General features: G+C 56.7%; 4 protein-coding genes and 1 pseudogene. All 5 read right to left on the reverse strand.

Features of this window, described 5'->3' with window-relative positions; genetic code table 11:
* Positions 1–374: 374 nt before the first annotated feature.
* The 5 genes and pseudogenes from EOA36_RS22865 to EOA36_RS22885 all read right to left on the reverse strand — a co-directional run bounded on the left by EOA36_RS22865 (position 375) and on the right by EOA36_RS22885 (position 6,505).
* Positions 375–1,031 (reverse strand): hypothetical protein, encoded by a 657-nt coding sequence (locus tag EOA36_RS22865; RefSeq protein ID WP_127229476.1) that lies wholly within the window; start codon positions 1,029–1,031, stop codon positions 375–377.
* A 1,093-nt stretch (positions 1,032–2,124) separates the two neighbouring features.
* Positions 2,125–3,258 (reverse strand): annotated as a pseudogene (locus EOA36_RS22870) (CaiB/BaiF CoA-transferase family protein); the annotation flags it as partial.
* A gap of 15 nt (positions 3,259–3,273) precedes the next feature.
* Complete coding sequence (locus EOA36_RS22875) at positions 3,274–4,527, reverse strand: methylaspartate ammonia-lyase (protein WP_126101831.1); 1,254 nt, start codon at positions 4,525–4,527, stop codon at positions 3,274–3,276.
* 336 nt (positions 4,528–4,863) lie between these two features.
* Positions 4,864–6,027: a M20 aminoacylase family protein gene (locus EOA36_RS22880; RefSeq protein ID WP_126101832.1), complete on the reverse strand. Its 1,164-nt coding sequence runs from the start codon at positions 6,025–6,027 to the stop codon at positions 4,864–4,866.
* A gap of 139 nt (positions 6,028–6,166) precedes the next feature.
* A complete protein-coding gene (locus EOA36_RS22885; RefSeq protein WP_135897370.1) occupies positions 6,167–6,505 on the reverse strand; it encodes a hypothetical protein in 339 nt (112 codons plus the stop codon).
* Positions 6,506–6,594: the final 89 nt, after the last annotated feature.

A 6,594-nucleotide genomic window follows, 5' to 3' on the forward strand; every position in this document is an offset into this window, starting at 1 on the left:
CACCGGAAACTGCGATCAGGGCCGCAGCGGAGCCGAGAAGTAGGCTCTTGATGTTCATACTTGATCTCCTTGAATGATTTGAAAAGGGCGAGGACGTCGATAGACGAACCGTTCCCTATCCCCACGATCGAAAAAGATGCGCATCGCGATGCATCCTTCCCGGTTCGAACGCTATTCACCGGGCGGAATAGCGCAAGTTCAAATTCCGTTCCACTGCAATATGTACCAGTATTAGTTGTATTTTTATCACTAAATAGCCGTTATTACTTGCACAAATTGAACAACTATACATTTGTACAAACCGCACAATTGGCACATTCACTGCTTGCGGCCACATCGAGCGTGCGCGAACAGCCAACGACGCCGACGAATCGTCAGATAGATCCAATCAGAGAAATAGCCTGGGCGGCCGACGCAACAGCTTCTGTGTTCATGCCTTCCCTGAGCAATTCGACAGGAACACGACCCTTGAGCAGAGGCGACGGGCTGATCAGCCACAGCCAAGCCAGTCTGGGATCGGAGATCGAGGAAAGGACCTCCCGGATTCCGGGCATAGGCCTGCCGTCGATGAACTGAGCCAGGGGAAATACATGCTTGCGGGAGCCTCTGCGAAAGGCAACCACATCATTGTGCCGCTGCCACCAATGTAGCGTTGACCGCGGTATTCCAAAACGTCTCTCGAGATGCGTCGACCCCGCAACTGGACCGGCCCACTCAGCAATGCGGGCGCCTTCTCTGGGATGATCTTTCAGAAGCGGATGCCCAAGGGGATGATCGGCGGGCCGCGGTCGCGAAGCGATCTCACACGCCTGAGCATCCAGCCGTCGCGCTGCTTCGGCCTCGAGTCTGCCAAGAAATTCGGCGACCACGGCGGTCGAGTTGTCGGAAGGAGAACCCGAAAGCGCGCCAGCAGCCTTGTCGCCCTGCTTTGCCTCATCGCATTGGGCAAGAATGCGCTGCACCTCCTTCAAGACAAAGCTTGAAAGCTCGCTCTGGCGTTTTTCATCCGCAAGATCACTCGGTCCGGACATAGGTGGCTTTCCCAATAGGATTCCCTCAACAGGCCGCCGAAAGAGCGTTGAAGACATGAAGTTTGGAGAACTGCGATGTATTGCGTTTTCGCACGCATGCGAACTAGCAGCCGTCTCGCGGCCTCAACCTGGTGCCTCTCAACAAAAAGGGGAAGAACGTCGATTGACGACCATCTTTGCCCCGACGACCGAAACGGACGCACATCGCAGTGCATTCTTCGCAGCGCGAAGCTACCCATGGCTCCCATTTGCGCAAGGGCAAAGTTTATCTTTCAGAGCTATATAAATTAGACGTTGCTTTTATGCAACTATGTCTCGAATTTTACTTGGACAAATTGAACGTTTGCACATTTATAGGTACTATTTTCCATATAAACTTTGTATATGGCATTTAACAGCGCATACATGCTTCACTGTTGCCGAATTACCTTGGTCAGTGCGCGGCACCTCTCTCATGCCAAACGTAAAAGCCGGTCCTCAGGACTTCTCATCATGCCAGATCGCTCGATCCACTCATGCGGGCTTCCCCGGCAGCGAGAGCAGGTTTTTCCGGTGCTTCAGCGGTCTGGGTCTGCAACCAAAGGACCAAGCGAGGCTTCCTCATTCACCAGCAGGACCCATGCTCACGCCAGTCACATCGAGATCGAAGGTAAGATGTGGCATTTCGCTTATTGCAGGCGCCGGAGCATATCTCTGCGGGCGGGCGTTTGTCCCGCTAGCTGCGAGTATGCGCGACGTGGTGTTCAGTTCGCCAATATAAAATTCTGGACGATATCATCGCGTTTGCAGATGGCCCGTCCCTAGGAAACCGCGCTGCTTCGCCGCTCGCAAGGTCGTCCTGAATGAAACACTCTCCCGCGCCGCGCGAACGACGCTCAGCGCCGTCTCGTAAGTTGGTTCATGGTGGTACAGCGAGGAGGGAAATATATGACACCGGCGGCCGGAGAAGGTCCTCTGGGTCTCCAGGTGATGATCTCATGGTTAAGGGCTGGGCCCCGAGCCGCCCGACTTCCTTCGCTAGCCCCTCGGCCGCGCAACGCTTGGTATTTTCCCGCATGGCCGAGACCGCAGAGCTGCCAGAAACGTGGCCCGTATCGCGCAAACGCCCCAGAACCTCTTCCCGGATAGTCTCTGTATGCGCGCCAAGACCCGGCACTGGGCGCAGCGAGGGGCGCTCCGAGTTGAAGATCGCCGCAGGCGCTATCGTCTCGACAGTTCCTTCGGGTGTGACGACCTCGACCCTGCGAAGATGGGGATGCTTTGAAAGATCCGCCACTTCGTTCAGTCGGCCATATGCCAAACCGGCTGCCTCAAGCTCCTGCATTGCTTCGTGGCAGGATAGTTCGGAAAAACGCAGTTCAATGATCTCATCAAGTTGCGCCCCGTGACCGAGGCGCTCCATATTATCGGCAAAACCAGGTGCGCGCGTGAGCGCCGGCTGCTTCAGGAATTTCTCGCAGAAATTTACCCATTCGCGGTCATTCTGAACCGAAAAGATGACGTCTTTGCCATCGGCACAACGATAGGCGCCATACGGCGCAAGCGACGGGTGTTTCACGCCAGCGCGTGCCGTGTGGTAGCCGCTATAGTCATGTTGCAGAACCGGCACGTTCATCCAGTCGGCGACGGCATCGAACAGTGACACCTGAATGCTGGTCCCTTTGCCGGTAACCTCGCGGTAATAGAGTGCCTGAAGAATGGCACTATGCGCCGTCATGCCCGCCGAGATGTCGCAAACCGAGACCCCTACACGCGCCGGTCCCTGTTGGGTGCCGGTGATCGCGCACAGACCTGTTTCAGCCTGGACGAGGAGATCATAAGCCTTCAAATGGGCATACGGGCCTTTCTCCCCGAAACCAGAGATGTCGCAGGTGATCAGCCGCGAAAAACGACGACGGAGATCCGCAGACCCGAAACCCAGTTTTTCGATGCTGCCCGGCTTCAGATTCTGGATAAAAACGTCAGCACTGGCAACGAGCGTGTCCAGGACGGCGCGGTCCGCCTCCGACCTCAGGTCCAGACAGACCGACTCCTTACCCCGGTTGAGCCAGACGAAGTAAGCGCTCTGTTCCCGCACCAGTTTGTCGTAGTTGCGCGCGAAGTCCCCTTCGGGCCTTTCGACTTTGATCACCCGGGCGCCGGCATCGGCAAGGCGAGACGATGCATAAGGCGCGGCCACGGCCTGCTCCACGGCTACGACAGTGATCCCCTCAAGAGCGTTTTGCATGCGACACCGTGCTTTTCATCCAACGTTTATGGCTTGAGACCGGCGACGGTCCAGCATCGCAAGCAACCGGCTTTGTTCGTTCCCGACAATTGAGAATGCCTCGTCGACACCCATTCCGGGCTTTGCAAGCATCATGTCGGCCTGGGTTGCCACGGATACGTGGACAGAAGCTTGGGCGGAGAGATCTGTCTCGGTACAGCTTCCTCCGACATACGCTCCGACCTTGTTTTTCTTGCAGAGGAGAACGGCCCGCGCTGTGTCGGCAATTGAACCGACATCGGGCGTCTTGATCTGGACAAGATGCGTGGCTTTCGCTTCTGCGAAGAGCCGAATATCTTCAAGCGTATTGCATCTCTCATCCACGACAAGGCGTGCGTTGGAGCCCCGGTTGTCCAAGATCGATACGATCTTGGCGTAGTTCTCAATTTGAGCTTGCGTCGAACCAAAATCCGCCGGGGACTCGATGTTGAGCGTGAAATCCGGGACCGTATCTGCAACCTTGCAGATAAAGTCGGCGATGCTTTGCGGCTCCAGGCCGATTTCCTGGCCGATCCAGCCATACACATCGAAATGCAGCACCGGATGATACCCCGGGCGGCCGATTTGGCGCGTACGCGTTGCAACCCACTTCACGAACTCCATGAAGGCTTGCCCGTCGATGCCGAATTTCTGCCGTGAGTTGATCAGACCGTGGGGAAGCACATCCACGGCTTTCAAAACCATTTTGTCGACGTTGATTTCTCGCGAGTCACCGCTCTGGCAGTAAATTGGGACTCGGGACGTGGGTAACTGCAGCCCGAACTCACTACATATGATCTCTGCCATCGTCTTACGGTGGAGATGGGCGGCTGCGCGAAGAAGAGCTTGGCTGACGCCATACTCTATAGCCAGAGGTAGACGCCGATGTTCGACGAGCTGAAAAGCGTTCGTGCAGGAATCACGAAACTGAGTGGCATCGACATCAAGAAGCCGCGGTACGACAGCGCGTGAGGTAAGATCCGAGATTTGATTGGTGTCGAACACAAGGCCGCGTCCACCTGCACCGGAGTACTGGACGTTCATCATGTCGCCCCAAACGACGGTTTCGTCGGTAAGAACCAGCCCGACACTGAGCGACGATGCCGGAATGCGAATTCGATCAAACCCAGGCGTAGTCGGTGTGCCGACATAGATGAAGCCGTCCTGGGTCGCGCCGGACCTAATGGCAGCTTGATCGTCATAAAAGAACGCGCCGTTGCCAGGCGCAAGAAGGACGTCTTTGATCTGCACTTCACTTCGCTCGATTCATTTAGAGCCATTGATGGGCGCACACACCAGCTGAACGCTAAGTATGCGCTACTTGGGGCAGAGTTCGCCAATATAGAGTCCGGGACGGCACTATCGCGTTTTCAGATGGACACGTCCACCCGCTGCTTTGGCCTGAGAGTAGCGAGCGCGCATTTGGAGATGCGTCAGACATCTCTTTCCATGCATCCAAGGTCTCATTCCGAGCCGTTTGCCAGACACCCATCCGGGTCCACGTTATCTTTGTCGAGAGTTTGGTCGATGGCTCTGGATCTTGACTACCGCTCCGATCAATTCTGGGCAGTGGTCAGCTACAGGGGTTCATGCCTTCAATGTCGTCTCGACGAGGCTTATCCAGTAGCCAATCCCGTAAGGGAGGGCTTCGTCGTTGAAGTCGTAAGCCGGGTTGTGTACGGCTGCTGTCGATCCGTTCCCGAGCCATATCATCGCGCCAGGCCGCGCTTCGAGCATATAGGCGAAATCTTCTGAGCCCATTAGAGGCTTGACCTTGTCATTCACGGCACCCGAGCCGACGAGGTTTCGAGCAGCCGCGACTGCCAGACTAGTCTGCTCGGTATGATTGATGGTCATCGGTTCGAGGCGCCGGTATTTCAGCTCAACATCTGCGCCGAACCCCTGCGCGATGCCTCGAGCGGACGCCAGAATCTGATGCTCGACGAAGTCTCGCATGCTCGGCAGCAGCGTCCTAACAGTGCCCGACAACTCGACCGTATCGGGGATGATGTTGTAGGCCTGCGCGGCGCTCAGTTTTGTGACGGAAATGACGAGCGATTCCGTGGGATCTGTGTAGCGAGACACCAAGGTCTGCAGCCCGAGAATGATCTGCGCTCCAATAACGACCGGATCGATTGTAAGATGTGGGATTGCCGCATGCCCCCCTCTACCCCTTATCGTAATATCGAACTCATCGAGCGCAGCCAATATTGGCCCATCAGCGATGGCGAATTTCCCGACGTCGAGACCCGGCGAGTTGTGCATGCCAAAGACCTGTGAGATGCCAAAGCGGTCCATAATCCCTTCCTGCACCATCTTCTGACCGCCTCGCCCATCTTCTTCAGCTGGCTGGAAGATCAAGGCGACCGTGCCTTTGAAGTTCCGCGTTTTAGCAAGATGCTTTGCTGCCCCAAGAAGCATAGCTGTATGGCCATCATGGCCGCAGGCATGCATCTTGCCGGGCACCCGGGAGGACCACGGCTTGTTTGATGCTTCTGCAATCGGTAAGGCGTCCATATCTGCCCTCAGGCCGACAGTCGGACCCTCTCCGCCTTCGCCTTGGATCAGTGCGACGACCCCAGTCTCAGCAATCCCGGTTTCGATGTGATTGATACCGAAAGAAGCCAGCTTCTCTGCAACGAAGTTGGCCGTGTTATGCAATCGATAATCGAGCTCTGGGTATTGATGCAGATGACGTCGCCACCCGGCGACCTCAGATTGCAATTCTCTCAAATTTTCAAACTTCTGCATCTATCAAGTCCTGGCTGGGTTGGCCGCCGCACATTCGTTACAGAGGACCATCAATCGGCCAACAACGTGCGTCAAACGCAGTTTGTATATCGTAGTCATCTAGGAGCGAGATTGTTCACGGAACAGATTTTGGGGTGCCTTAAGTCGGGGGGTGAGCACGTCTGCCGGTATTTCGGGCCGATCGCCTAGGGGCGGCGCCACGAGCCGAGACGCCCTGGGTGCTCTTTGCCTGGGCTATTGCCCGCTCGCTGCGCAAGCGGGCACGCGCGGCAGACGTTTTGGCGGCATCGACCTCGCCGTCGGTGAAGATCACGCCGTATTTCGCCTCAAGGTGAGCGCGCATGCTGTAGCCTTCGAGCAGATCGTAGCGGATGTCGTCGAGCGATCGATCGAGCGGATCGCCATAGCCACCGCCCGACGGCGAAACGTGACGGAAGATATCGCCCTTCAGCAGTTCATAGGGCTCGGTCACGAGCACCGGCAGGCGGATCCGCTCGCGCCGTCCTTGCGCGACAACGTGCTGTCCGGGCCGGCACCGACCTCACCCCCGACGAGACCATGCGGCGG

The sequence above is a fragment of the Mesorhizobium sp. M8A.F.Ca.ET.021.01.1.1 genome (genome assembly GCF_003998025.1).
In the GTDB taxonomy this organism is placed as follows: domain Bacteria; phylum Pseudomonadota; class Alphaproteobacteria; order Rhizobiales; family Rhizobiaceae; genus Mesorhizobium.